At 64.0% G+C, this 22,450-nt stretch carries 24 protein-coding genes and 1 tRNA gene; 14 read left to right on the forward strand and 11 right to left on the reverse strand.

Annotated elements, in window-relative coordinates; genetic code table 11:
• Window positions 1-5 precede the first annotated feature (5 nt).
• The gene (glpX, locus tag AC07NV_RS07910) at window positions 6-977 is read right to left on the reverse strand and encodes a class II fructose-bisphosphatase (RefSeq protein ID WP_495165772.1); all 972 of its coding nucleotides are present in this window, start codon (window positions 975-977) and stop codon (window positions 6-8) included.
• Window positions 978-1,113: 136 nt separating this feature from the next.
• Here glpX and AC07NV_RS07915 point away from each other — a divergent pair, with 136 nt between their 5' ends.
• On the forward strand, window positions 1,114-1,515 hold the full coding sequence (locus tag AC07NV_RS07915) for a hypothetical protein (RefSeq protein WP_495165773.1): 402 nt from the start codon (window positions 1,114-1,116) through the stop codon (window positions 1,513-1,515).
• Here the strand turns inward: AC07NV_RS07915 and AC07NV_RS07920 are convergent.
• Both AC07NV_RS07920 and AC07NV_RS07925 read right to left on the reverse strand, forming a co-directional pair.
• A complete protein-coding gene (locus AC07NV_RS07920; protein WP_495165774.1) occupies window positions 1,512-2,831 on the reverse strand; it encodes a homoserine dehydrogenase in 1,320 nt (439 codons plus the stop codon). The genes AC07NV_RS07915 and AC07NV_RS07920 overlap by 4 nt on opposite strands.
• A gap of 109 nt (window positions 2,832-2,940) precedes the next feature.
• Entirely contained in the window at window positions 2,941-3,753 is an 813-nt protein-coding gene (locus tag AC07NV_RS07925; protein ID WP_495165775.1) for a hypothetical protein, read from the reverse strand.
• Here AC07NV_RS07925 and AC07NV_RS07930 point away from each other — a divergent pair.
• The 6 genes from AC07NV_RS07930 to AC07NV_RS07955 all read left to right on the forward strand — a co-directional run bounded on the left by AC07NV_RS07930 (window position 3,752) and on the right by AC07NV_RS07955 (window position 7,499).
• Window positions 3,752-3,940 (forward strand): hypothetical protein, encoded by a 189-nt coding sequence (locus AC07NV_RS07930; RefSeq protein ID WP_495165776.1) that lies wholly within the window; start codon window positions 3,752-3,754, stop codon window positions 3,938-3,940. The genes AC07NV_RS07925 and AC07NV_RS07930 overlap by 2 nt on opposite strands.
• A gap of 154 nt (window positions 3,941-4,094) precedes the next feature.
• Entirely contained in the window at window positions 4,095-4,748 is a 654-nt protein-coding gene (locus tag AC07NV_RS07935; protein WP_495165777.1) for an energy transducer TonB, read from the forward strand.
• Between the two features lie 57 nt (window positions 4,749-4,805).
• Window positions 4,806-5,621, forward strand: coding sequence for a MotA/TolQ/ExbB proton channel family protein (locus AC07NV_RS07940; protein ID WP_495165778.1), 816 nt, complete (start codon window positions 4,806-4,808; stop codon window positions 5,619-5,621).
• Between the two features lie 128 nt (window positions 5,622-5,749).
• On the forward strand, window positions 5,750-6,268 hold the full coding sequence (locus AC07NV_RS07945; RefSeq protein WP_495165779.1) for an ExbD/TolR family protein: 519 nt from the start codon (window positions 5,750-5,752) through the stop codon (window positions 6,266-6,268).
• Between the two features lie 35 nt (window positions 6,269-6,303).
• Window positions 6,304-6,729, forward strand: coding sequence for an ExbD/TolR family protein (locus AC07NV_RS07950; RefSeq protein WP_495165780.1), 426 nt, complete (start codon window positions 6,304-6,306; stop codon window positions 6,727-6,729).
• 197 nt (window positions 6,730-6,926) lie between these two features.
• Window positions 6,927-7,499, forward strand: coding sequence for a superoxide dismutase family protein (locus AC07NV_RS07955; protein ID WP_495165781.1), 573 nt, complete (start codon window positions 6,927-6,929; stop codon window positions 7,497-7,499).
• Window positions 7,500-7,596: 97 nt separating this feature from the next.
• Here AC07NV_RS07955 and AC07NV_RS07960 read toward each other — a convergent pair whose 3' ends face one another.
• Window positions 7,597-9,195, reverse strand: a complete 1,599-nt coding sequence (locus AC07NV_RS07960; protein WP_495165782.1) for a spinster family MFS transporter — start codon at window positions 9,193-9,195, stop codon at window positions 7,597-7,599.
• 106 nt (window positions 9,196-9,301) lie between these two features.
• Between AC07NV_RS07960 and AC07NV_RS07965 the strand changes: the two genes are divergently transcribed.
• A complete protein-coding gene (locus tag AC07NV_RS07965; RefSeq protein WP_495165783.1) occupies window positions 9,302-9,784 on the forward strand; it encodes a low molecular weight protein-tyrosine-phosphatase in 483 nt (160 codons plus the stop codon).
• On the opposite strand, the gene thpR is transcribed toward AC07NV_RS07965, so the two are convergent.
• A complete protein-coding gene (thpR, locus tag AC07NV_RS07970; protein ID WP_495165784.1) occupies window positions 9,697-10,308 on the reverse strand; it encodes an RNA 2',3'-cyclic phosphodiesterase in 612 nt (203 codons plus the stop codon). The genes AC07NV_RS07965 and thpR overlap by 88 nt on opposite strands.
• A gap of 139 nt (window positions 10,309-10,447) precedes the next feature.
• Between thpR and AC07NV_RS07975 the strand changes: the two genes are divergently transcribed.
• Window positions 10,448-11,176: a Bax inhibitor-1/YccA family protein gene (locus AC07NV_RS07975; RefSeq protein ID WP_495165785.1), complete on the forward strand. Its 729-nt coding sequence runs from the start codon at window positions 10,448-10,450 to the stop codon at window positions 11,174-11,176.
• Between the two features lie 173 nt (window positions 11,177-11,349).
• On the opposite strand, the gene AC07NV_RS07980 is transcribed toward AC07NV_RS07975, so the two are convergent.
• Entirely contained in the window at window positions 11,350-11,550 is a 201-nt protein-coding gene (locus tag AC07NV_RS07980) for a hypothetical protein (protein ID WP_495165786.1), read from the reverse strand.
• A 491-nt stretch (window positions 11,551-12,041) separates the two neighbouring features.
• Window positions 12,042-12,677, reverse strand: coding sequence for a glutathione S-transferase family protein (locus AC07NV_RS07985; RefSeq protein ID WP_495165787.1), 636 nt, complete (start codon window positions 12,675-12,677; stop codon window positions 12,042-12,044).
• Window positions 12,678-12,779: 102 nt separating this feature from the next.
• Here AC07NV_RS07985 and AC07NV_RS07990 point away from each other — a divergent pair, with 102 nt between their 5' ends.
• Window positions 12,780-13,541 carry a competence/damage-inducible protein A gene (locus AC07NV_RS07990; RefSeq protein WP_495165788.1) on the forward strand — a complete coding sequence of 254 codons (762 nt, stop codon included), beginning with the start codon at window positions 12,780-12,782 and terminating at the stop codon, window positions 13,539-13,541.
• On the opposite strand, the gene AC07NV_RS07995 is transcribed toward AC07NV_RS07990, so the two are convergent.
• Window positions 13,514-14,767, reverse strand: a complete 1,254-nt coding sequence (locus tag AC07NV_RS07995) for an MFS transporter (RefSeq protein ID WP_495165789.1) — start codon at window positions 14,765-14,767, stop codon at window positions 13,514-13,516. The genes AC07NV_RS07990 and AC07NV_RS07995 overlap by 28 nt on opposite strands.
• A 60-nt stretch (window positions 14,768-14,827) precedes the next feature.
• On the opposite strand from AC07NV_RS07995, the gene AC07NV_RS08000 reads away from it, so the two are divergent.
• Window positions 14,828-15,625, forward strand: a complete 798-nt coding sequence (locus AC07NV_RS08000; protein WP_495165790.1) for a transglutaminase-like domain-containing protein — start codon at window positions 14,828-14,830, stop codon at window positions 15,623-15,625.
• Here the strand turns inward: AC07NV_RS08000 and AC07NV_RS08005 are convergent.
• Window positions 15,591-15,664, reverse strand: a tRNA-Gly gene (locus AC07NV_RS08005). The genes AC07NV_RS08000 and AC07NV_RS08005 overlap by 35 nt on opposite strands.
• Here AC07NV_RS08005 and AC07NV_RS08010 point away from each other — a divergent pair.
• A complete protein-coding gene (locus AC07NV_RS08010; protein WP_495165791.1) occupies window positions 15,650-15,865 on the forward strand; it encodes a hypothetical protein in 216 nt (71 codons plus the stop codon). The genes AC07NV_RS08005 and AC07NV_RS08010 overlap by 15 nt on opposite strands.
• Window positions 15,866-15,934: 69 nt before the next feature.
• On the forward strand, window positions 15,935-17,488 hold the full coding sequence (locus tag AC07NV_RS08015; protein WP_495165792.1) for an EAL domain-containing protein: 1,554 nt from the start codon (window positions 15,935-15,937) through the stop codon (window positions 17,486-17,488).
• Between the two features lie 28 nt (window positions 17,489-17,516).
• Here the strand turns inward: AC07NV_RS08015 and AC07NV_RS08020 are convergent, their stop codons facing one another.
• Window positions 17,517-17,987, reverse strand: a complete 471-nt coding sequence (locus AC07NV_RS08020) for an Lrp/AsnC family transcriptional regulator (protein ID WP_495165793.1) — start codon at window positions 17,985-17,987, stop codon at window positions 17,517-17,519.
• 97 nt (window positions 17,988-18,084) lie between these two features.
• On the opposite strand from AC07NV_RS08020, the gene putA reads away from it, so the two are divergent.
• Window positions 18,085-21,180: a bifunctional proline dehydrogenase/L-glutamate gamma-semialdehyde dehydrogenase PutA gene (putA, locus tag AC07NV_RS08025; protein WP_495165794.1), complete on the forward strand. Its 3,096-nt coding sequence runs from the start codon at window positions 18,085-18,087 to the stop codon at window positions 21,178-21,180.
• 211 nt (window positions 21,181-21,391) lie between these two features.
• Here the strand turns inward: putA and AC07NV_RS08030 are convergent, their stop codons facing one another.
• Window positions 21,392-22,315, reverse strand: a complete 924-nt coding sequence (locus tag AC07NV_RS08030) for a tetratricopeptide repeat protein (RefSeq protein ID WP_495165795.1) — start codon at window positions 22,313-22,315, stop codon at window positions 21,392-21,394.
• Window positions 22,316-22,450: the final 135 nt, after the last annotated feature.

The following is a 22,450-nucleotide window of genomic DNA, read 5'->3' on the forward strand; positions in this document are numbered from 1 at the left end:
TTCCATCACGCCGTCCGATGTTCGCCCTTCACCCAGCGCACCGTGCCCGACGACGCGCGCATGACGACGGTTTCGGTGGTCATCACGCCGTCGCGGCGCCGTTTGACGCCGCGCAGCAGCGATCCGTCGGTGACGCCGGTGGCGGCAAAGATCACGTCGCCCTTGGCGAGGTCTTCGAGGTCATAGACGCGGTCGAGGTCCTCGATGCCCCATTGCTTCGCACGGCGTCGTTCGTCGTCGTTGCGGAACAGCAGGCGGCCCTTGAACTGGCCGCCGACGCAGCGCAGCGCCGCCGCGGCGAGCACACCCTCGGGGGCGCCGCCGCTGCCCATATAAATGTCGACATTGGTGTCGGGGTTGGTCGTTGCGATCACGCCCGCGACGTCGCCGTCGGGGATCAGCGCAACGCCGCAGCCGATGCTGCGCAGTTCGGCAATGGTCGCCTCGTGGCGCGGGCGATCGAGGACGCAGACGATGATCTCTTCGGGCGCGCAGCCCTTTTCGCGGGCGACCGCTTCGACATTCTGGCGCACGCTGTTGTCGAAATTGACGATGCCCGGCGAATAGCCGGCGCCGACCGCGAGCTTGTCCATATAGACGTCGGGCGCGTTGAGCAGGCAGCCTTCTTCGGCGATCGCGAGCACTGCGAGGGCGTTGGGGCCGGCCTTGGCGGTGATCGTCGTGCCTTCGAGCGGATCGACCGCGATATCGATCTTCGGACCCTTGCCCGGCGCGCTGCCGACCTTTTCGCCGATATAGAGCATCGGCGCTTCGTCGCGTTCGCCCTCGCCGATGACGATGGTCCCGTCCATATAGAGGGTGTTGAACGCGGTGCGCATCGCCTCGACGGCGGCGGCATCGGCGGCCTTTTCGTCGCCGCGCCCGATCAGCTTCGCCGCGGCGATCGCCGCGGCTTCGGTGACGCGCACCATTTCGAGCACGAGCACCCGGTCGAGGTTGCTGCCGGTATCCGTCATATCCGTTGCTCTCCGTCTTTCATCTTGCCTTGTCGCCCCGGTCGGGCATGGTGGGCGCCATATGGATGCACGCGCTGCTTGTCGAGGATGCTTCGCCCGATTCGGCGCCGCTTTTACGCTGTCATGCGTCATCGCCATGACAGTGTCGCCCGCGCTGGCGCAGATGGTTGGGCCTCCTGCGCCTCCGTCGGCAAGGTCCAAAGCCGACGAGGCGGCCGCGAAGGCAAAGGAAATGGTCGACCCGATCCGGCGCTGCAAACCCGCCGACGACGGATCGATCAACGTGTGCGGCACCGACACCGAACGCCACCGCCTGTCGCCCGAACTGCGCGCGATCGCGAATGAAGGCCGCGAGGCGCCGCCCAAGCTGCCGCGCGCCGAGGCACAGGCGATGATCTGGGATACGCTGCCGCATAACTGGATGTCGATCGGCGGCCGGTATAAACCCGGCCCCGAATATAACGCGCTGTTTGAAGCGACGAAGCGCGCGACCGACCCAGAAACCGGCACGCCGGCGGCGCCTGAAGAAGAGCCCTAAAGCGCGAGAATCGGCATATGCATCGGCGCGCCGACGACATGGTCCGATGCGGCAAGACTATCGAGCGCGGCATGAATCGCGCTGGCTGGACCTTCGTGGGTGACCAGCGCGATGACGACGCTGCCTTCCTCATCGGTGCCGCGCTGGATGAAGCTTTCGATCGACACGCCCGCGTCACGCATCGCCGTCGCGATCTCGGCGAGCACACCGATCCGGTCCTCGACGATCAGGCGGACATAATGTTTGCCGATCCGCGCACCCGCATCGGCGACGGGGGCGTGGTCGAGCGAATCGACGGGCATCGCAAAGGCGGGGCCATATTCGTCGCGCGCAATGTCGATGATGTCGGCGACGATCGCGGACGCCGTCGGTCCCGCGCCGGCGCCTGCGCCCTCGAAAAAGAGGCGGCCAACGAAATTGCCTTCCGCGACGACGGCGTTGAGCGCGCCGGGGACATAAGCCAGCGGATGGTCGGCGGGGACGAGGCACGGCTGGACATGTTGGTAAAGGCCATTTGCGTCGCGTTCGGCCATGCCGATCAGCCGGACGCGGTGACCCAGCGCCTCGGCCTCGCGAATGTCGGCGGCGATCAGATTGCGGATGCCGTCGGCAGTCACTGCTCCGATATCGAGCCTTGTCCCAAAGCACAGCGCGGCAAGGATCGACAATTTATGGGCGGCGTCGATGCCGTCGACGTCGAAGGTCGGGTCGGCTTCGGCATAACCCTCGGCCTGCGCCGCGGCGAGGGCGTCGGCAAAGCTCGCGCCATTCCGCTCCATCTGCGTCAGGATATAATTGCAGGTGCCGTTGAGGATGCCATAGACGCGCGCGATTTCGTTCGCCGACGCGCCTTCGCGGATCGCCTTGATCACCGGAATGCCGCCCGCAACTGCAGCTTCATATTTGAGCGGCGTGTCTTTTTCCTCGGCGATCCGGGCGAGGTCGAGGCCGTGATGGGCGATCATCGCCTTGTTCGCGGTGACGAGCGCCTTGCCCGCGCCGAGCGCGTGGCGTGCCAGGGTAAGTGCCGGGCCGTCGGCGCCGCCGATCATCTCGACGACGACATCGACATCGTCGGCGGCGACGAGCGCGTCCATATCGTCTTCCCAGCGATAGGGTGACAGGTCGATGCCGCGATCCTTGTGCCGGTCGCGTGCCGACAGGGCCACGATCTCGATCGCGCGGCCGGCGCGCCGCGCGATCAGGTCGCGATTCGCCTCGAGCAGCCGGATGACGCCGCCACCGACGACGCCAATTCCCGCAAGCGCCACACGCAGGGGCGGGCGGGGAATGGTCGGGGCGGGATGAGGCGACATGGGGGCACTCCGTAAAAGGCGCGGGTATCTACCCGCCGATGCCTGCGGCCCTATCGGCTTTTGCCCGGGAAACAAGCCCGGCGCGCCTTAGGCGCGCCGAAGCAAATCTTTATCCTGCGACCGGCGGCTTGCGCGTGCGCGTGCATTCGCCGAGCGCGCCCAATATGATGCCATAGTCGGACGCCGCCTTGCGGCGGTCCTCGGGGGCCGTGCCCGCGAGCTTGTTCAGCGGCAGGCTGCGCGGCAGGCCGCACGCGAGCCGGTACCAGGCAAGCGTTCCCCGAGCGGGCACCGCCGCCGAGCCGTCGACGATCTCGCCGAACGCCGCCGCCCAGCGGCGCGATCCGTCGGCGGCGGTCAAAATCGTCAGCGAAACGGGCTCGCCCGTGCGAGTGTCGAGGAACAATTGTGTCTCGCCTTCGCCGGGCAACGTGCCCGGAACGTGGAAACCATTGGCGATGCCGGTGATCGCGGGCGCCGCGCCGGGTTTGACGAGTTCGGTCAGGATGTCGCGCAATTGGGCTTCGGTCGCAGAATCCCAGGGCAGCTGCGCGTCGGGGGCGATCAGCCGGACGCTGCCCGTGTTGCTGCTTCCCGCCGCTGCGCCTGCGACCGGACGCGCGAACAGCAGGACCGGCTGCTTCTTTTTGAGCTTTGGCGCTTTGCCCTTCGCGTCGAGCGGCAGGTCGACGAGATAAGAGATTCGCGCCGCCAGCGGCCCGGCGCCGCGAATCAGGCTGACAACATCGGCTTCGACATAGAATCGAGCGTAACCAGTTGCGATTCCGGGTGCCTGGGCGGGTTTGAGCGCCGCGGCCTTATATATGCGCGCGTGAAGCGCGATCGGCGCGGCCGTCGCGAGATCGGCGATGTCGGCGTAGCTATAAGGACTCGTCACGGGCGCAGGGACCGGCGCCTGCATGGCAGAAACGCTCGGGATTCCAAGGCTCAATATCAAAATTCCGGCGATGGCGGCCGGGTGGGGGAGTCGCATGATCAATCTACTTTCCATCATCTATGACACCGGTAACGGCATACAAAACCCCATCATGGGACAAGGCACATTAACCGCTGATAAAGGGTTTGCGAACTTGCCGCCACCGCGATAGGACGGGCCGCGAAGCGTCCGGTAAAAACATAATAAGCCGAACGTAGCGCCGCCGGGTCTGTGGAACGCATCGGAAATCATCCGGGCTTTTGACAACCAAACCCGTCGGCAGGGAATTGGTGTCAGGATGATCTAGCAAGGAGCGTCGTCCCTGAATGGCTTATGGTGATAATGTCGACCCTAAAAACAGGGTAGTGGCGATTGTCTTGGTTGGTCTGTTTACGGCAGTTCTGGGCTACGGCCTGGTTAACGGCCTGAATATCAGTATCGTCAAATCGATCGCCGAAAAATTGGACGTGGTGGACGTCGAAGAGCCGCCGCCACCGGAAGAGCCGCCGCCGCCGCCGCCGCCGGACAATGTCCTGCCGCCGCCGCCGCCGGTTGTGATTCCGCGGCCGCCTGTTGCGTTGCCGAGCCCCAACGTCGTTCAGGCGGTGCGTGAAGCTCCGCCGACGCCCCCGCCGCCGGTTTATACGCCGCCGGCACCGCCTGCGCCGCCGCCGACGCCCGATATGAGCGCCGCCGGTACGCCGAAAGGCAATCCGGGCCGCTGGGCGACGAACGACGACTATCCGGCTCGTGCGATGCGCGAAGAGCGTGAAGGTACCACCGGTTTCCGCGTCACCTATGGTGCCGATGGCCGCATCACTTCGTGCGACGTGACCGCGTCGAGCGGTCATGCCGACCTCGATGCCGAAACCTGCAAGCTTATCCAGCGCCGTGGCCGGTTTAATCCGGGCAAGGATCGCGCGGGTAATCCCGTGGGCGGAAGCTACAGCAATCGTATCCGTTGGCAGATTCCGCGCTGATAGCGCGACCGGATCTGTGTTTCGAACTTACCGAATATTTTGAGAGGGATTTCCAGTATGTTTAATCTGATCGCAAATGCCGCCGCTGCGGCGCCGGCAGCCGCCCACGATGCAGGGTTCAGCCTGATGCCTGCATCGATGTGCGTGAAGGAAGAAGGCGCGAGCCCCTATGGCCTCGTTCCGGCGCTTTGCGAAGGCGGCGTCGTGTCGCAGGTCACGTTCCTTGTCCTGCTGATCATGTTCATCGGCACGCTCTACATCCTGTTCACCAAGCTGTTCGAACAGAATAAGGTCATCAACCAGGGCAAGGCGGTCGACGCCAACTTCTGGCGCGCGCCGACGCTGGCCGATGGTGCCGCAAAGCTCGAAAAGAACAGCGCCTATCGCCAGGTCGTCGAAGACGGTCTGCGCGCCAACGAAGAGCATAACAAGCTGACCGATCCCGTCGAAGCGCATGACTGGATGCACGGCACGCTCGAGCGTTCGCAGAACCACATCAACTCGAAGCTCAACGGCGGCCTCGCCTTCCTTGCGACCGTGGGTTCGACTGCACCGTTCGTCGGTCTGTTCGGTACCGTTATCGGTATTCTTCGCGCTCTCGTGAAGATCGGTGCATCGGGTCAGGCGTCGATCGATACCGTCGCCGGTCCGGTCGGTGAAGCTCTGATCATGACCGCGATCGGTCTGATCGTGGCGGTTCCCGCGGTGCTCGCGTTCAACTGGCTCCAGAGCCGCAACAAGGCGATCGCTCGCCGCCTGTCGACTTTCTCGAACGACGTTCTCGGTTCGATCATGTCGAACGGTCAGGTGAAGCCGGCTTCGCTGGGTACGGCGAAGGCTGCTGCTCCGGCTGCGGCACCGAAGAAGGCCTGATTGGTCTCCTGGATCCTCGCCCGTTCGCCACTTGGCGACGGGCGGGGTCCGCTGGACAGGGAGGGCGGGCCGAAGGCGCGCCGACCCGATGTCCGTGACAGTAATTTTTTTGACAGGATGATAATCCTATGTCGATGAGTGTAGGCGACAAGGGCGAAGAAGGCCCAATGTCCGAAATCAACACGACTCCGCTCGTGGACATCATGCTTGTGCTGCTCATCATCTTCCTCATCACGGTCCCCGTGGTGGTGCAGACGGTGAACCTCAAGCTGCCCGACGTGGCGTTCGAGGTGACGACGACGAAGCCTGAGAATGTGCTGCTGTCGATCCGTTCGGCGGATACAGACGGTGATGGCGAGCCCAATTCCGATAGCGCCGCTTGCGAAGTCTATTGGGGACAAACCCCGATCGATTCGAAGCAGCTGCTGGAACGCGGACAGAAGAAACTCGAAGAGTTGATTGCCGATATCGGCGGTCCGGAAAATATCACCGAAGATAATTTCCCTGAAGTCCATATTCGCGGCGACATCAATACGCCGTATCAGTGCATCGGCGGGGTGATCTACACCATGCAGTTCGCTGGCTTCCAGAAAATCGGGTTCATTTCCGAACCGGCTGCTGGTTCGATCGCGGTATCTCGCCTGTAAGGGCGGCTGCGGCATAGATAAAAAGGAATAGACCCATGTCCATGGCAGTTGGAGAACGGGACGAAAATGAACCGATGATGGATATGAACACGACGCCGTTGATCGACGTCATGCTCGTGCTCCTCATCATGTTCATCATCACCATCCCGGTCCAGACGCACGCGGTAAAGATCGATTTGCCGATTGCGGATAACAGCCCGAGCAACGTCGATCCCGAAAAGAACAAGGTAATGATCGACCCCGCGGGGACGATCACCTGGAACGGGACGCCGATCGATCTGGCGCAGCTGGCAACCTATCTCGAGCAGACCAAGGCGTTGCCGGTCGAGCCGGAACTTCAGTTCCAGCCCGATCCCTACGCCCGGTACATCGTCGTTGATCGGGTGCTTGCGGTGATCAAGCGTAGCAATGTCGGCAAGCTGGGCTTTGTCGGCAACGAGCAATATGCCCGCGTCTTCTGATCTCTGATCGAAGTCACACGGTTAAAGGATGGGGCTGCGAAGCAATTCGCGGCCCTTTTCTTTTGGCGCAACGCTTTGTCACACTGCCGATGTGATAAGGGCTTGGAACCCGCGGCAAATACAGCCATCGTCGAACGGGGATCGAAACGCGCCGCGGCGACGTTCTGATTCAGACGGTAATTGCAGGGAGCAGCAAGATGACGATTGGTTCGCGCCGGAAACAGATGATGGTCCAGGGGTTTGCCGTCATCACGGCTGTGGCGCTCAGCGGCTGCGCCGGGATGGGAAAGAAACCGGCAACCACGCTTCCTAAGGCCGACGCGTATGCGCAGCTCACCGATGCACGGGGCGCCGATCGCGGCCGCGCCGACATCTATCGCGACGCCAGCGGTCTCCGGATCGAACTGGTTGCGCGCGGCTTCGCACCGGGCACCTATGGCATGCACGTCCACGCCGTCGGCCAGTGCGCGGCACCTGATTTCGTCAGCGCAGGACCGCATTGGAACCCGACCGGTGTCCAGCATGGCCGCGACAATCCGATGGGCGCGCATCATGGCGACCTGCCCAACCTCGTGATCGAGCCCGACCAGATCGGCCGTGCGACGCTGCGCCTCGTCGGCTCGCGCTTCGAAGGCGACGGCGGGCTGCTCGATGCCGATGGTGCCGCCTTTGTGATCCATGCCGGACCCGATGATTACAAGACCGATCCCAGCGGCAACAGCGGCGGCCGTGTCGCTTGCGGGGTGATCGTCAAAGAGGCGGGGAAGTAAACCCGCTTTCCACTGCTTCACTCCCGCCAAAGCAGGGGTGCAAAGGCGACCCCTCAAACCCGGACTGACGTTCCTGGCGGGCGTCTCGATCGAAAGATCAGCCGCCCGCCGCCCGTTCGATGATCGTCGCTTCGGCCTGCGGAACGGCGCGGTAGGCGTAGATCAGCAGACCGAGCGCGATCGGGGCGACGCCGATCAGCGACAGGATGCCGGTGCGCAAATCTCCGACCGGCTTGCCATCGACTATCGTGCCGGCAAGATCGGAAATCTGCCCGACCATATAGGGGCCGAACGACAGTCCAACCAAGGTCGTGCCAAGGAAGAAGGCGGCCGTCGCTGTTCCCCGCATCCGCGGCAGCACCAGATCCTGTGTCGTCGCGGCAGCCGCACCGAGCGCGGTTGCGCCGAACATTCCGGCGAGGAAGTTCATGGTGTAGAATAGCGCCGCATTTTCTGTCGTATAGCCCACCCAGATCGGGATGATCGGCGCGATTACGCCGAAGATGATCATCAGGATGCGTCCGGCCGGATTTTTTGTCCGCAGATAATCCGCCAGCCGGCCACCGAGGATCACGCCGATAAAGCCGCTGACCGCGCCATTCGCACCCAATATGAACGCCAGTTCCTGCTTGGGTAACCCCAGCACGGTTTCGGCATAGGGCGCCGACCAGAAACCGAGCGCATAGGCCGCGAGGCTGACCAAGCCATAACCCAAGGTCGTGCAAATGAACGCCGGGGTTCCCCAGATCAGCCGGAAGGTCGCCGGATCGTGCGCCCGCAATGTGCATGCCCAGGAAAATACCGCATAATAGCCAAGGCCCACGGCGGACCACTGCGGGACATTGCCCGTCAGGCTGATCATCCACCATGCGAAGGCGGCGACAGCAACGGCGAAGCCAATGTTGATCGCAAGCGCCGCCGGTCCGCGCTGCCACGCGCCGTACAGCGTCAGTGGCGGTACGATCATCGTCAGATCCTTGCCGAATGCCCGAAACGGCGTGGGCGAGCCGTGGGTCGGGACGCCGTCCATCGCGCCGCGTGCCGGTTCGCGCAACGTCGCCACCCACAGCGCAACGATCAGGCCGGGAATACCGACCGCAAGGAACGCCGCCTGCCATCCGACCAGTCCCATCGGGCCGCCGCCCGGATAGCCCCTGTTCCACGCCTCGACGATCAAGGCGCCGATGAACAACGAAACGCCGCCGCCCAGATAGAGACCCGACGAATAGATGGCGAGGGCGGTCGCGCGCTGCTTCTTGGGAAAATAGTCGGAGATCAGCGAATAGGCGGTCGGGCTCGCCGTCGCCTCGCCGACGCCGACGCCCATGCGCGCCATGGTCAGGGTGAACTGGTTATACGCAAAACCCGACAATGCGGTCATGACTGACCACAGCGAGAGACCGATCGACAATAGTTTCACCCGGCTCCAATTGTCGGCAAGGCGCCCGAGCGGAATGCCGAACAGTGCATAAAAAACCGCGAAGGCAGCGCCGCCAAGGAAACCCATATCGGCGTCGGTCAGGCCGAGGTCGGCCTTGATATCGACCGCGAGGATGCTGAGGATCTGCCGGTCGATGAAATTGAGGATATAGACGATGACGAGCACCGAAAGGACATACCAGCTGTAACCGGTCGCTTTCGGCTCGGCGGAAACCGGCGCATCGGACGTGACATTCTCGCTGGCGGTTTCAGCCATCTGGCAACCCTCTCCCTGACGCGTTATCTATTATGGCTCATGGCTAGCAGAGCCGGAAAAAGGCGCAAGTTGAAAGTCGGTTCAACTTTGTGCGAAGAGGAGCAACATGCACAAGGACCAAAATGCTCGGCCGGCGATCCTCTTTCTGTGCCTCGGCAATATCTGCCGCTCGCCGCTGGCCGAGGGCGCCGCGCGCGCGGCTTTTGCCGATGCGGGCATCGATGCTCTGCTCGATTCGGCGGGTACGGGCGACTGGCACGTCGGACACCCTCCAGATCATCGTGCACAGGCCGAAGCGCGGCGTCGCGGCGCCGACATATCGCGGCTCAGCGCGCGCCAATTGCGCCCCGGGGATTTCTATCGCTTCGACCGTATCCTCGCGGCCGACGAAACGAATTTGCGCGATGCCCGCGCTATCGCCCCGGCCGACGGAACCGCGCGGCTGCAGCTGATGCTCGATCTGGTGCCGGGCCGCGCGGGCGAGAGCGTGACCGATCCCTATTATGGCGACGATGGTGGGTTTGCCGCGACATGGGACGATGTCAGCGCGGTCGCCGCCGCGCTCGTTGCCGAAGCGTCGAGCGGGTAGCGCGCGACGGGATGATAGCGGGCGCCGCCGCGCGCGAGCTCACTTTCATATAATATGACATGGGTGAAATCGAAGGATGGGCTCACAAGCCCGCTGCTCTGGGTGAGGAAGGGCGCGACGGGTCCCGCGGTGCGATTGAGCCGTGCCAGTGTGATGTGCGGGACGAAGGCGCGCGTCTCTGCGGCGACGCCGGCCCGCGCCAGCAATTGGTCGACCTTGCGGTGCAAGCCGGCCAGCGGCGCCAGTGGCTCGACCCCGGCCCAGACCGTGTGCGGATGTCCCTTGCGGTCGAACAGGCCAACCCCGGCGATCCGCGCGGAAATGGCGGGGGCGTGCAGCGCGCCGAGCGCTGCTGCAATATCTTCGGCGCGGTGATGGTCGACGTCTCCGACAAAACGAAGCGTCAGATGGAGCTGGTCGTCGTCCTGCCAACGCGCGGCAGAAATGCCGTGCATCGCGGCACGCAGCAGGTCACGGACAGGGCGCGGCGGGCGCAGGGCGACGAACAGGCGATGGCTCGACATGGCCGGGCAAGCATAGCCGTTTGCGGCCGCGCGAACACCGAAAGATGCAAGAATTCCGGTTTCGCTTGAAAGCGGACGGAAAAATCCCGATATTGTCGCCTACGGCCGGTATGGGCTGGCCGGTGATGGAGTAATGACAATGGCGAATTGGAACGACCCCAATGTGGCGGCTTCCGGTTTTGGTGCCGGCGCGAACGCAGTGGACCAGGCCGTCGATGCCGGCCTGCGGTCGTACATGCTGTCGGTTTACAATTATATGGGCTCGGGCGTGCTGCTGACCGGCATCGTCGCGTTGCTGGCGTTTCAGTCGGGCTTTACCGCGTCGCTGATCGGCTCGCCGCTGATGTGGGTTGTCGCGCTGGCGCCGCTGGCCTTCGTGCTGGTGCTGAGCTTTGGCATCAACAAGCTGTCGACCACAGCCGCGCAGGCGCTGTTCTGGGTCTATGCCGCGGTGATGGGTCTGTCGATGTCGACGATCTTCATCGCCTTCACGGGCACCTCGATCGCAACCACTTTCTTCGCGACTGCGGCGGCGTTCATTGGTCTTAGCCTTTACGGCTATACGACCAAGAAGGATCTGTCGGGCTTCGGCACCTTCCTGATCATGGGTGTCGTCGGCATCCTCGTCGCGATGCTGATCAACCTGTTTCTGCAGTCGAGCGCGCTCAGCCTCGCGATCAGCGTGATCGGCGTGCTGCTGTTCGCAGGCCTTACCGCCTATGACACGCAGAAGATCAAGAGCATGTATTTCTACGTCCGCGGGACCGACTTTGTCGGCAAGTCGGTGGTGATGGGCGCGCTGACGCTCTACCTCGACTTCGTCAACATGTTCACCTTCCTGCTCAATCTCATGGGCAGCCGCGACTAAGCGGACGGATGAAGACCGAAACAAGGGAGCCCGGCGAAGCGATTCGCCGGGCTCTTTCTTTGGGGGTTTGGCCGAGCCCGAAAATTTGCGAGCCGAATGGCGGCTTGCAACTGATTTCTGTCGTTCCGCTTTCTAGGGCGCAGTACTATTAGCTGGACATGTCTAGTGTCGTATCAGCAAGCCATACGAGAACGGGAAGTGCTCGCAGGAAAGAGCGCTTGCACCAATCCGCGCCGAAAGTGGGCAAAGATTTCGATCATGCCGGCGACCCGCTTGGACAGCGCAAAGCAGCCAAGCAGGCGGCCCTCGAAATGTTCCGAAATGCGGCGAAGATCAAAGGTGATGTAGGATAATTCCTGCGCCAGCCGCGTCACCGCGTTCTTTAAACGCTATGGCAGCTAACGACCGATTGCTGCCCATAGAGATGGGCGCCTCGGCGAAAGCCGGGGTCCAGAAGCCTGGCGCAAACCTGACGTGTTTCTGCATGGGCCCCGGCTTTCGCCGGGGTGCCCAAGAGGCAGCTTCCCACCCCAAAGCCGATACGGACCCTTCGCAAAAAGTCGCTGTCCTACATTATCCAGCTGTGCCAGCCTTCCTCTCGGCTCTTTCATTTGGTGGATAAAAGCGGTCACCGCCCCGGGTTGCGGGTTGCGGCGGGGCGTGCCGGGCGCGTCCAGCACGCCGCACTGTCAAATCGGGCAACGCACAGGGCTGAACTTCCCTGAACTTTGCAACATTGTCGCACGGGTGGCGGGCCGACCCGATCCGCGAGCCACAGCTGCCCATAAGGCAACGGATCGCGGATCGAGTCCGGGACAATGAAAGAAGGCAATGCAGTTCACCACCCCGAAAACCGACGTTCGGATCAGGCCGGGCTTGCCGCCTGCATCTGGGCGATCAGGCCGTTATCGATCTCCTTGGCGCGCTTGTATGCCGGGCGCTCGCGCAGCGGGGCGACATAGGCCTCGAAAGCGGGGCGCGAGGCGATAGTGCCGAATTGCAGCCCCCAGTCGATCTGGCTGCCGACATAGACGTCGGCGGCGCTGAAGCGATCACCCGCGACGAACGCCTTGCCCGAAACCGCACTTTCGAGCGCGTCGAGCGCGGCAGGGAGCGAACCGAAACCCGCCATTCGCTGCTGGTCGGCATCGGGTTCGACCCCGAAATGTTTCGCGGTGATCGCCTGTTCGACGGGTCCCGAGGTGAAGAACAACCAGCGATAATAATCGGCACGATCGGCGACGTCAGGGGCGAGGCCGGCTTCGGGGAAGGCATCGGCCAGATAGGCGCAGATCGCGGCGCATTCGGTGACGACCTTGCCGTCGTGGACGACCGCGGGAACCTTGCCCATCGGGTTCACCGCCAGATAGGCCGCATCCTTCATCGTCGTGCCATAATCGAGGATGCGCGGTTCATAGGGCGCGCCGACCTCTTCGAGCATCCAGCGGGCGATCTGTCCGCGCGACATCGGGTTGGTATAGAAAATCAGTTCGTCGGCCATCGTGCTTCTCCTGCATCATTGCGATTCGGAAAGAACATATCAGGAACATTCTCACTGTTCCACCGGGCTTGTTTTGTCACCGTTCGCAGCTAAGGCAAAGCGATGAGCGACGAACGCATCTGGACCGCCGCTGTGCTGGTGATCGGCGACGAGATTCTCTCGGGCCGCACGCAGGACAAGAATGTCGCGCAAATCGCGACCTGGCTCGAAGTGCAGGGGATCCGGCTGCGCGAAGTGCGGATCGTCCCCGATATCGAGGATGAGATCGTCGATGCGCTCAATGCGATTCGGGCGCGCTACGATTATGTGTTCACCACCGGCGGCATCGGGCCGACGCACGACGACATCACCGTCGATGCGGTGGCCAAGGCGCTCGGCGTCGGTGTGGTGATCCATCCGGCGGCGCGCGCGATCCTCGAACGCTATTATACCGCGCGCGGGACCGAGCTGACCGAGGCGCGGCTGCGCATGGCGCGCGTGCCCGACGGTGCCGAGCTGATCCCGAACCGCATGTCGGGCGCGCCGGGCATCCGGATCGGCAATCTGTTTGTGATGGCCGGGGTGCCGCACATCACCGCGGGCATGCTCGACGCGCTGACCGGCGAGCTGGAAGGCGGCGCACCGCTCGTCGCGCACACGATCGGTGCGTGGGCGCCCGAAAGCGAGATTGCCGACCTGCTGCGTCAGGGCGAGAAAGACCATCCGGGCGTCGCGATCGGCAGCTATCCCTTTTTCCGCGACGGCCGCACCGGCGCCAATTTCGTTGTCCGTTCGACCGAAAGCGGGCAGGTCGCGGCGTGCGTCGCGATGCTCGCCGCCGGCCTCGAAGCCGCGGGCTATGCGGTAACCGACGGCGGTATCTGATCGGCCGGCTCGTCGCCGCTCGTCCGCGTGGTGCGCGGCAGGCGGCGGAGCATCAGGATCGCCAGCAGGCCAAAAATCGCCGCGACAACAAAGGCCGCGCCCGGAAAATGCACCGGCGCGCCATCGGCGGTGAAATAGGCCATGGTACCAAGGAGCAAGGCGGGCGCGCCAAGCTGGCCGAGTCCCATCGCCATCGCCGAAATTCCCTGTACCTCCCCCTGTGTTTCAGCGGTGGCGCGCCGCGACATCATCGCCATCAGCGAAGGCTGTACCGGTGCCTGCAACGCGACAGGGATCAGCAACAGGAAGGCGCCCCAGGTCGAAGTCGTGAAGGCATATCCGACATAGACGGCCACTGCGACGAGGATCCCGAAGGTTGCCGCGTCGCGCTCGCCGAAGCGCGCGACCGCGGGTCCGACCACAAAGGCTTGCCCGATCGCGATCATCACGCCGACCGCAGCGAGGCTCGCGCCGATCATCCCTGGCGTCCAGCCAAGCTGCGCGATGCAATAAAAGCTCCACGTCATCGGATAGACGAGGCTTGCGATCTGCCACAGCACGAGCACCCCTGCGACGCCGCCCATCCCGGGCAGGCTGCGCATCGTCTTCCAGGCGCCGAGCGGATTGGCGCGGCGCCAGTCGAAGGTGCGCCGCCGTTCGGGCGCTAATGTTTCGGGAAAGATGAAATAGCCGTAGAGCATGTTCGCTGCGGCGAGGACCGCCGCAGCGACGAACGGTGCGCGCGGACTCACTTCGCCTAGAAGTCCGCCGATTACTGGCCCGACGATGAAGCCGACACCAAAGGCGGCGCCGACGAAACCGAAATTGCGCGCCCGGTCTACCGGCTGCGTAACGTCGGCAATCGCGGCCTGCGCCGCCGCAAAGCTGCCGCCGAAAATGCCCGAAATTGCGCGCGCGATGAACAGCCAGGGCAGCGTCTGCACGACGGTCAGCAGAATATAGTCCGCCGCGAGACCCGCCAGCGATAACAGCAAGACCCGCCGCCGCCCGAAATGGTCGGAGAGATTGCCGAGCACGGGCGAAGCGAGGAAGGTTGCGATCGCCATTACCTGCCCGATCGCGGTGGCGATGCCCATCGCGCTCGCGAGATCGGTATGGCCGATCTCCATCACAAGCTGCGGCAGCACTGGCATGATGATGCCGAAGCCGATTGCGTCGATGAAGATCGTCGCGACAATGAACGGGATCGTACGCGCCGCCGTCACTTGCTCTTTCTTTCTGCCGTCCCTAGCGCCACCGAACCCTCCCTCATGCGTTGCGGATAGATGAAACTCGAAATTTCCGCCTCCCTAAATTACCGGCTGTCCGAACCGGTCGATCTGATGCTCCAGATCGAGGCGGCGCACGGCCATGGCCAGCGCGTCCTCGACGCCTCGCTCGACGTCGGCACGCCCGAATTTATCGCGCGCGTTCCGGCCGCCGACGGCATTTGCGAGCCGATCTGGCTGCGCGCCGAGGGCAGTTTGCGCGCCGAATATCGCGCGCGGGTCGAGATCGACCGGCCCGACACCGACTTCCGCTCGCTCGCCGCGGTGCCGCTTCATCGCTTGCCCGCCGAGGCAATCCCCTATCTCAACGAATCGCGCTATTGCCCGTCGAACAAGTTCCACGCCTTCGTCGAGCGCCGGTTCGGCGATCATGAGGGCGGGGCGAAGATCGGCCGGATGCGCGACTGGATCGAAAGCCGCTTCACCTATGTCTCCGGGGCGAGCGATGCCGAAACGGGGGCGCTCGACAGCTTCGTCGAACGCCGCGGGGTGTGCCGCGACTATGCGCATGTGATGATCGCGCTAGCGCGCGCGGCGCATATCCCGGCGCGCATGGCGAGTGCCTATGCGCTGCGAGTCACGCCGCAGGATTTTCATGCTGTCGCCGAAGTCTATCTCGACGGCGACTGGCACCTGGTCGATGCGACGGGCATGGCGAGCGCGTCCGAAATGGCGCGCATCTGCGTCGGCCGCGATGCCGCCGACATATCCTTCCTCACCGCATATCGCGATATCGCGTTCGTCAGCCAGTCGGTGAAGGTGGAGCGGGTGAAGGGAATCGAACCCTCGTCGTAAGCTTGGGAAGCTTCTGCTCTGCCATTGAGCTACACCCGCATTTCAACCATTCTGCCCGGGCGGGAAACCAGTTTGCAAACGGTTCCTGCGGCAACGGTTGAGATGGCCGCCTTTGCCGCGTTTGGGGCCATGGGTCAATTGCTTACCGAAAGATGGCACGGCCGAGGTGCATGGGCCGCCGGTCTGAGCCCCGCGACGATCGCGCCCTTCCTTCTCTTCCCAGATATTTCGTTCGACTGATCGCGCGGGAGGCGTCATCGAGGGATGATGTTCGACGGGACGAATATGCGGCGCAGGACGATCATTGTCATGGCATCATGCCTGGCGATTCTCGCCGCAGTTCTGCCGCTGATCGCGATAGCCGTCTATGCGCGGCACAAGGCCGTCGAGGACGAACATCGGCATCTCGTCGAATATGCAGATTGGACGCTCGTCCGTGCAACCGGCAATATCCGGATGGTCGAGGGCGTCTTTCGGCGGTTGGAGCAGGAAAACTGGAATGGTTGCAGCCCCGCGCACATCGCGCGCATGCGGCAACTGACGATCGATACGCAGCCCGTCGACGAAGTCGGCTATTTCGTGGACGGAAAGCTGGCCTGCACAAGCTGGGGCAGCGTCGATCGCGCCGTTGCCGCGAGGGTGGCCGACACGCGGCTGCCGGATGCGATCGACGTTCGCTTGAATGTCAGACCCATCGTAACGAACGGCGAAACGGTCCATGCGTTCAGCCGCGGTGACCACAATGTCCTGATGAGGCCCGAGCGGCTGGTCGACGTCCTGACCGATACGAAGATGACGCTCGGCGTCGCCACATTGGACGGAAAAATTCTGTCAACCTCGGGGCCGGCGCACGCGGAACTCGTTGCACATATCGCGAGCCTTGGCGGCTCGGGACGCTGGAAGAACCAGATGTTCGCGTCGAGCGAGCGAAACGGTCTCCGCGCCTTTGCCATAACCGACCGTGCGTTGGTGGAGGCGCGGATCGACCGCGATCTATGGTATCTTGTACCGATCGGCGTTGCGATCTCCGCTGCGCTGGTCGGCCTCGTGCTCTGGCTGTCGCGGCAACGCCTTTCGCCGCGCAAGGAACTCGAAATCGCCATCAGCCGCCGCGAGTTCGTCGCCTTTTATCAGCCAATCATCGAGCTTTCGACAGGACTTTGCGTTGGCGCGGAAGCGCTGGCCCGGTGGCACCGCCCCGGCGGCGAATGGGTTGCGCCCGACCTATTTGTCCCACTCGCCGAGCAGACCGGGCTTGTCGAACCGCTGACCGATCTCATCATCGACGTCGTCGTTACCGACCTTGCGGAAATGCTGCGAAAGGATCGCTCGATCCATGTTGCCATCAACATTTCGGCGGCCGATATGCAGAGCGGCCGCTTTCTCGCCGTCCTTTCAGCGGCCTTGTCCGAAGCGAATGTCGAGCCCGCGCAAATCTGGCTCGAGGCTACGGAGCGCGGTTTCATGAATGCTGCCGCCGCGCGCGCGACGATCGAACAGGCCCGCGCGGCAGGCCATCTTGTGGCGATCGACGATTTCGGCACCGGCTATTCCAGCCTCTCGCTTCTCGAGACCCTGCCTCTTGATGCGCTCAAGATCGACAAATCCTTCGTCGACGCGATCGGCAAGGATGCCGCGACCAGCATCATTATCCCGCACATCATCGAAATGGCCCATGGCCTGAACTTCCACATTGTCGCAGAGGGTGTCGAAACCGGGACGCAGGAGGCGTATCTGCGCGAAGCGGGCGTGGAATTCGTTCAAGGCTGGCGATATTCCGAGGCGCTTCCGGCGGACCGCTTCTGCGCCTATTACGAAAAAACAAATGCCGGCCGCACGGCGTCTCTTTTCGGGGCTGGCTGAGACCGCACAGGAATACCCTGTCTCTGCGTCAGCGCGCCGATTCGCAGATCGTTTCCATCGCGACAAAGGTCGATGTGCTCGCGACATGCGGCAGGCTCGAAATCTTTTCGCCCAGCACGATGCGATAGCGGCGGATATCGGGGGTGCGGACCTTGAGCAAATAGTCGAAGCTGCTCGCGATCATGTGGCATTCCTCGACCTCGGGAATCTGCCGCACCGCCATATTGAACTGCTTCAATGCGTCTTCGCGCGTATCGGACAGCTTCACCTCGGTGAAAGCGACATGGTCGAGCCCGACTTTCGCCGGATCGACGATGGCGCGAAAGCCGACGATCAGGCCGCTGTCGACGAGGCGCTTCACGCGTTGCTGGCACGGCGTCTTCGACAATCCGACTTGTAACGCCAGCTCGGTAAAGGTGATCCGCCCGTCGCGGCCCAGAATCGCGAGAATCTTGCGATCAAACTCGTCCAGTTCGACTGTTGAAGAAGCGGTTTTCATGAGAATGGACTAAGTTTTATCTCAAACTTGGTCAATTCATATATCTATCCTGCAAAAACAAGTCAGATCGACTGTCGGCAATATGATAGAAAGGGCCATGATCCAGAGCCCCGATCGCGCGCCCATCCGCGCCCTCGCCCGCCGCAGCGAATCCGACATTGTCGCCGAGCTGCGCACTGCCCTTGCCACCTCTTCGGCGAGTGTCGACGCCGTGACCCGGCGCGGGCTCGAACTGATCCGCAAGGCGAAGGCCGAGGGCGATCGCGAAACGCTCGTCGCCCAGCTGATGAACCGCTATCGCCTGTCGACCGAGGAAGGCGTCGTGCTGATGTGCCTCGCCGAGGCGCTGCTGCGTGTCCCCGACAGTGCGACCGCCAATGCGCTGATCCGCGACAAGATCGCCGGGCGGCATTGGAAAGAGGGCGAGGATGACGACAGCCCGCTGATCGTCGCGCTGTCGGCGCGGGGCCTTTCGCTCGGGTCGGCGACGCTGATGCTCGACGCGATGGGCAGCCGGGCGAACCCGCTGACCTTGCTGAAATCGATGGTGCGCCGCTCGGGCGAGCCGGTGATCCGGCAGGCGGCGCTCGCGGCGATGAAGATGCTGGGCCAGCAATTCGTGATGGGCGAGACGATCGACGCCGCGGTCAAGCGCGCCGACAAGGAAAAGTCCGAGCTCGCGAGCTTCGATATGCTCGGCGAAGCTGCGCGCACCGCCGACGATGCGGCGCGCTATTACGACAGCTATGCCAATGCCATCGCGCGCATCGGCAAGTCGGCGAAGGCGGGCGATCCGCACGCCAATCATGGTATTTCGATCAAGCTCTCGGCGCTCCACCCGCGCTATGAATATCTGCAAGCCGCGCGTGTGACCGGCGAGCTGGTGCCAAAGGTGATCGAGCTCGCGCAGGCGGCGCGCGCGGTCAACATCCCGCTGATGATCGACGCCGAGGAAAGCGACCGCCTCGAACCGCACATGGACGTGTTCGCGGCGCTGATCGACGCCGGCATCGCCGACGGCTGGACCGGGCTCGGCATCGTGATCCAGGCGTATCAGAAGCGCGCGCCGGCGGTGATCGACTGGCTGGCGCACCGTGCCCGCGCACGCGGCGTCAAGCTGTCGATGCGGCTGGTCAAGGGCGCCTATTGGGACACCGAGATCAAGCGCGCGCAGACGCTGGGGCTTGGCGACTTCCCGGTGTTCACTGCCAAGCTGCACACCGACCTCAACTATATGCGCTGCGCCCAGTTGCTGCGCGATTGCCAGGATTGCATCTATCCGGCCTTCGCCAGCCATAATGCGATGACGCTCGCCTTTGTGTCCGAGCTGTTCGCCGGCGTCGATTATGAGCTGCAACGGCTGCATGGCATGGGTGAGGGCGCGCATGACGCGCTCGTGGCACTGTTCCCGCCGCCGCGTCCGGTGCGCGTCTATGCGCCGGTCGGAACGCACCGCGACCTGCTCGCCTATCTTGTCCGGCGCCTGCTCGAAAATGGTGCCAACTCCAGCTTCGTGCACCAGTTCTCGGACCCCGGGGTCACCGCCGAACAGCTCGCGGTCGATCCGCGCAGCGTCGCGAGTGCCTCATCGTCGAACATCGCGACCGGGCTCGGCCTGTTCGACCCGCAGCGCCGCAATTCGCGCGGTTATGACCTTGGCGACCCCGGCGTGCCCGAGGTGCTGGTTTCAGCGATCGGCGCGGCGCGGCGGAGCGATCTGGTCGCGGCGCCGATCGTCGGCGGTGCCCCGCGAAAAGGCGCGGCCGAACCGGTGCGCAACCCGGCTACGGGCGCGGTCGTCGGTCAGGTGATCGAAGCCGATGCGGCGACGGTCGCCGATGCCGTCGCGGCGGCGCGCAAGGCGCATGGCGACTGGAGTCTTGCGGGCGGCACATTTCGCGCCGAGCGGCTCGAGCGCGCCGCCGATTTGCTCGAGGAGCGCGACGCGCTGTTCCTCGGCCTCGCGATCGACGAGGCCGGCAAGACGCTGGTCGACGCGATTGCCGAGGTGCGCGAGGCGATCGATTTTCTGCGCTATTACGCCGCGCAGGCGCGCGCCGACTTCACCTACCCCGTCGCGTTGCCCGGCCCGACGGGTGAGCGCAACGAGCTGATGCTCGAAGGCAAGGGCGTGTTCGTCTGCATCAGCCCGTGGAATTTCCCGCTCGCGATCTTCCTCGGGCAGGTGTCGGCGGCGCTCGCCGCGGGCAATGCCGTGCTCGCGAAACCCGCCGAGCAGACCCCGCTCATCGCGCACGCCGCAATTGAACTGCTACTCGAAGCTGGCATCCCCGGCGATGTGCTTGCGTTTCTCCCCGGCCGCGGTGAGACCGTCGGCGCGGCGCTGACGGGCAACAACGACATCATCGGCGTCGCCTTCACCGGCTCGACCGAGGTCGCGCGGATGATCAATCGCAGCCTCGCTGGCCGCGACGGGCCGATCGCGACCTTGATCGCCGAGACCGGCGGCGCGAACGCGATGATCGTCGATTCGACCGCGCTGCCCGAACAGGTCGCGCGCGACGCCGTCGCCTCGGCCTTCCAGTCGGCGGGCCAGCGCTGTTCGGCGCTGCGTCTGCTTTGCGTGCAGGAGGATGTCGCCGACACGATGATCGAAATGGTCGCGGGCGCGATGGCCGAACTCAATGTCGGCGATCCGTCGATCCTTGCGACGGACGTGGGCCCGATCATCGACGAGGAAGCGCGCGCGAATATCGCCGCCTATGTCGCCGAAGCGCGCGCCGCGGGGCGCGTGATCGCCGAAGCGGACCGCACGAACCTGCCCGCGGACGGGCATTTCGTCCCGCCGGTCGCGATCCGCCTCGACCATGTCACCGATCTGAAGCGCGAGATATTCGGCCCGGTGCTGCATGTTGCGACGTGGAAGGGCGGCGAGCTCGACCAGCTCATCGATGCGATCAACGCCTCGGGCTATGGCCTGACGCTCGGCGTCCACACGCGCATCGACGGAGTCGCGGCGCATATCGCGGCGCGCGCGCAGGTCGGAAACGTCTATGTCAACCGCAACCAGATCGGCGCCATCGTCGGATCGCAGCCGTTCGGCGGGCGCGGGCTGTCGGGCACCGGCCCGAAGGCGGGCGGCCCGCACTATCTCCACCGCTTTGCCGAGGAAAAATCGATCTCGACCGACATCACCGCGGCGGGCGGCAATGCGGCGTTGATGGCGGGTTAATCCCGCACTGGCTGATGTGCGGTGGCTTCGGCAACCCGTGCGTCAGCCGGTCATTTGCGACCACGAGGCCCGATACAGAGTGGACGGCTGTCCCAGGCAGATACGTCCGAAAGCGTCTCGCGGCAAAAATGCCGCGGCGACCCTATGTTTTGGTTGCCCCCCGCAGCGACGGCGGCGTACCCCGTTCCGGGCCGCGCGCCAACGGGGATTTTTACGCACCCGGCACGCCGAGCAGCTGTGCCTGCGCCTTCAGCCGTCCCGCTGCTGCCGGATTTGCCGCAATGCCATCCTTCAGCGCCTGCGCCGCCTTCGCCGTTTCGCCCAGCGTCATCCGGCTGCGCATCAGCATGATCCAGCGGTCGACATCGGCGGGATTGGCCTTCAGCTTGGCCTCGAGCCCGCTCACCATGCCCTCGATCATCTGGTCCTGCTGGCCTTTGGGCAGCTGTGATGCCGCTTCCATGTCGGACCGGGTCGGCCCCGGGATCGCGCGTGCGGCCACCGGCATTTCATTGGCGGTCAGCGGCCTTGCCTGCGTGTTCATGAGCCGCGCCGCGACGTCGATCTTGTGGATTTGCCCGACCTGTTCGATCGTGCGGCGCAGATCGGCCTCCCACGGTGCGCCCTGGGGGGTGTCGGCGAGCAGCGCGAACCAGTCCTCGATCGCGCCCTTGTGGTCGCCGCCGATGTCCTTCTTCACGGCGAGAAAATAGCGCGCGCGCGGATCCTTGGCGTCGAGCGCGATCGCCTTGTTGAACGCCTCGAGCGCCGTGGCCGGCATCGGGTCGCTGTTGCTCCCCATCACCCGCGCCTCGCCGAGGGCCGACCAGAGGCCCGCCGAATCGGATGAAAGCGCGACGGCTTTTTCATAAGCCGCCGCCGCGCCGGCGAAATCGCTGAGATCGAAACGCGCTGCGCCGAGCGCGGTCCACGCTTCGGCGCTGTTCGGCTCGCGCTTCGTCCGCGCCTCCAGTTCGGCGAGCTGGTCGGACGGAGCGGCGGCATCCGTGGCCGGGGTGGCTGCCGACGGGACGGAATCGCGCCAGATTGCATAGCCGATCGCCGCCGCCAGCAGAATGAAGGCCGCTATCAATATGGTCCGGTTGGTGCCCGACATGCTCTTGCTCTCGTTCATTTTTGCCCCTCTGTGCGCGCATTCGAAAAAATGTCGCCTGTGCGCGCTGTCATATTGCCTTTGCTTGGCGATGGTGTAGCCTTTGGCATACAAGGTCGGTCAACGATAAAATCGTCAGGGGTCGCACCGGCTTTC

It is taken from the genome of Sphingopyxis sp. GW821-FHT10B01 (assembly GCF_059415685.1).

Excerpts from the sequence above, each read along its gene's own strand:
- glpX (WP_495165772.1), bottom strand. The coding sequence starts at position 977 with ATGACGGATACCGGCAGCAACCTCGACCGGGTGCTCGTGCTCGAAATG.
- AC07NV_RS07915 (WP_495165773.1), top strand. The coding sequence starts at position 1,114 with ATGACAGTGTCGCCCGCGCTGGCGCAGATGGTTGGGCCTCCTGCGCCT.
- AC07NV_RS07920 (WP_495165774.1), bottom strand. The coding sequence starts at position 2,831 with ATGTCGCCTCATCCCGCCCCGACCATTCCCCGCCCGCCCCTGCGTGTG.
- AC07NV_RS07930 (WP_495165776.1), top strand. The coding sequence starts at position 3,752 with ATGGCAGAAACGCTCGGGATTCCAAGGCTCAATATCAAAATTCCGGCG.
- AC07NV_RS07925 (WP_495165775.1), bottom strand. The coding sequence starts at position 3,753 with ATGCAGGCGCCGGTCCCTGCGCCCGTGACGAGTCCTTATAGCTACGCC.
- AC07NV_RS07935 (WP_495165777.1), top strand. The coding sequence starts at position 4,095 with ATGGCTTATGGTGATAATGTCGACCCTAAAAACAGGGTAGTGGCGATT.
- AC07NV_RS07940 (WP_495165778.1), top strand. The coding sequence starts at position 4,806 with ATGTTTAATCTGATCGCAAATGCCGCCGCTGCGGCGCCGGCAGCCGCC.
- AC07NV_RS07945 (WP_495165779.1), top strand. The coding sequence starts at position 5,750 with ATGTCGATGAGTGTAGGCGACAAGGGCGAAGAAGGCCCAATGTCCGAA.
- AC07NV_RS07950 (WP_495165780.1), top strand. The coding sequence starts at position 6,304 with ATGTCCATGGCAGTTGGAGAACGGGACGAAAATGAACCGATGATGGAT.
- AC07NV_RS07955 (WP_495165781.1), top strand. The coding sequence starts at position 6,927 with ATGACGATTGGTTCGCGCCGGAAACAGATGATGGTCCAGGGGTTTGCC.
- AC07NV_RS07960 (WP_495165782.1), bottom strand. The coding sequence starts at position 9,195 with ATGGCTGAAACCGCCAGCGAGAATGTCACGTCCGATGCGCCGGTTTCC.
- AC07NV_RS07965 (WP_495165783.1), top strand. The coding sequence starts at position 9,302 with ATGCACAAGGACCAAAATGCTCGGCCGGCGATCCTCTTTCTGTGCCTC.
- thpR (WP_495165784.1), bottom strand. The coding sequence starts at position 10,308 with ATGTCGAGCCATCGCCTGTTCGTCGCCCTGCGCCCGCCGCGCCCTGTC.
- AC07NV_RS07975 (WP_495165785.1), top strand. The coding sequence starts at position 10,448 with ATGGCGAATTGGAACGACCCCAATGTGGCGGCTTCCGGTTTTGGTGCC.
- AC07NV_RS07985 (WP_495165787.1), bottom strand. The coding sequence starts at position 12,677 with ATGGCCGACGAACTGATTTTCTATACCAACCCGATGTCGCGCGGACAG.
- AC07NV_RS07990 (WP_495165788.1), top strand. The coding sequence starts at position 12,780 with ATGAGCGACGAACGCATCTGGACCGCCGCTGTGCTGGTGATCGGCGAC.
- AC07NV_RS08000 (WP_495165790.1), top strand. The coding sequence starts at position 14,828 with ATGAAACTCGAAATTTCCGCCTCCCTAAATTACCGGCTGTCCGAACCG.
- AC07NV_RS08015 (WP_495165792.1), top strand. The coding sequence starts at position 15,935 with ATGGCATCATGCCTGGCGATTCTCGCCGCAGTTCTGCCGCTGATCGCG.
- AC07NV_RS08020 (WP_495165793.1), bottom strand. The coding sequence starts at position 17,987 with ATGAAAACCGCTTCTTCAACAGTCGAACTGGACGAGTTTGATCGCAAG.
- putA (WP_495165794.1), top strand. The coding sequence starts at position 18,085 with ATGATCCAGAGCCCCGATCGCGCGCCCATCCGCGCCCTCGCCCGCCGC.
- AC07NV_RS08030 (WP_495165795.1), bottom strand. The coding sequence starts at position 22,315 with ATGAACGAGAGCAAGAGCATGTCGGGCACCAACCGGACCATATTGATA.